Raw genomic sequence first — 2,137 nt, forward strand, 5'->3', positions numbered from 1 at the left:
CACCGTCGACACGACCGCTCCGGCGGCGCCGACGGCCCTCGATCTGGCGGCCGCCGACGATACCGGTTCGAGCAGCACCGACAACATCACCAAGAACACCTCGGCCCTGACCATCAGTGGCTCGGGCGAGAACGGCGCGACGGTCACGCTGTTCGACGACACCAACAACAACGGCATAGTCGATGGAGGCGAGGGCCTCGGGACCACGACGGTGAGCGGCGGGGCATTCAGCCTCGACGTCTCTCTTGCGCAAGGCACGCACAATGTGCGGGCGATCCAGACCGATGTCGCAGGCAACGCCAGCGCGGCCTCGACCTCGCATGCGCTCGACATTACCGTCGACACGACCGCTCCGGCGGCTTCAATCGCCACCAATACGAACACGAGTTCGGGAAATCCGCGCTTAGCAACCTTCAACGTAACCTTCATCGAGTCTGTAACAGGAGTTGACGTATCAGATTTCGCGACTTCCGGGACTGTCTCCGGAGCAACCATTGCATCGGTTAGTGGTTCAGGATCTTCTTACGTTGTTACGGTGAACTACCCACCGGGAGGCAACAGCGGAAAAACCCTGACGCTAACGATGAAGGACGGCAGTCTTACCGGCATTGCCGATATTGCTGGAAACCTTGCTCCAGCCAATACGGTCGGAGCAACATTTGGCAGCTTGAATCCCGCCGGTGTCGCCGGCCACTCCATCAACCTGGCCCTATTCGACACGGCTGATCATCTCGGCCCTATCACGGTGGCCATCGCGGGCGTTCCTGTCGGCTGGACGCTGAGCGAGGGCGTCAACAATGGCGACGGCACCTGGACGGTAAGCACCGCCGATCCGGGGGCACTTACTGTCACGTCGGCGGCTGACTTCACCGGCGCGGTCGTCCTCGATATCAATGTCACTTGGACAAACACCAATGGCACCACCGGCAGCCTGATGGTCTCCGACAACGTCGAGGTCTTCGCATCGGGCTCACCCATCTTCGCCTGGTCCGGTGACGATGTGCTGACCGGTTCCGGCGGGAACGACCTGTTCGTCTTCTCGCAGCCGATCGGCCATGACACGGTGCACAGCTTCGACACGGCCGCGGATCAGGTCGATCTCATCGGCTATTCCGGTTTCGCGAGCTTCGCCGACGTCCAGGCCCACATGGCCGACGACGCCAACGGCAATGCCTTGATCACGCTTGCGGATGGCCAGTCGATCACACTGGACGGCGTGCATTCAGCGGCGCTGACCGGAAGCAATTTTGTCTTCGACCAGACCCCGGTGGTGAACAATGCCGGGACCATGACGATCGGCGACGGCGCACTGCTGCCGCTGAGCGGCACAATCAACAATACTGGCCTTATCTCGCTCGACTCGGCCGGCAACAACACCCTGCTGCAGCTGATCCAGCACGGAATCACGCTGCAAGGTGGTGGGCAAATCGTCCTGTCCGATAGCGATGCGAACGTGATCTCGGGCACGGCTGCCGATGTCACCTTGACCAATATCGACAACACCATCTCCGGCGCTGGCCAACTCGGCGGCGGCCTGCTGGGTCTGAACAATCAAGGCACGATCATCGCCACCGGCACCCATGCACTGGTTATCGACACCGGCAGCAACACCGTCGTCAACTCGGGAACGCTGGAGGCGACGGGGTCAGGTGGCCTTGCGATCAACGGTGCCGTCGCCAATTCCGGATTGATCTGGGCCAATGGCGGCAATGTCGCTATAGGCGGTCAGGTTACCGGCGACGGCGATGCCATCATTGGAAACATGTCACAGCTGGAATTTCACGCCGCCTCGTCCGCAGACGTCATTTTCGGTGTGGATGCAGCCGGCACACTGCGGCTGGATGATTCATTTGATTTCAGCGGAAGCATCGCCGGCATCACCAATGACGACAAAGTAGACCTCGGAGATATCTGGTTCAGCACCGGAACATCCGCTGTCTATCAGGCAAACCAGGATGGAAGTGGAGGAACGTTGACTGTTTCGGACGGCACCCATGATGCCACGCTCCACATCATCGGCACTTACGATGCGGACAGCTTCACCGTAGCAGACGACGGCGCTGGGCGGACAGTGGTTGGGTACAATCCGGCGGACGACTTCCACTTCGTCTGACGTTGAAGGCCGCTGGCCCAAAGT

Annotated in this window: 1 protein-coding gene; it reads left to right on the forward strand. The window is 60.6% G+C overall.

Features of this window, described 5'->3' with window-relative positions; genetic code table 11:
• Positions 1–2,113 (forward strand): beta strand repeat-containing protein (locus AC1D08_RS33595; protein ID WP_477425338.1); only part of this gene is annotated, 2,113 nt, incomplete at its 5' end.
• Between the last annotated feature and the right edge of the window lie 24 nt (positions 2,114–2,137).

This window comes from Mesorhizobium sp. P2_E6 (genome assembly GCF_056403835.1).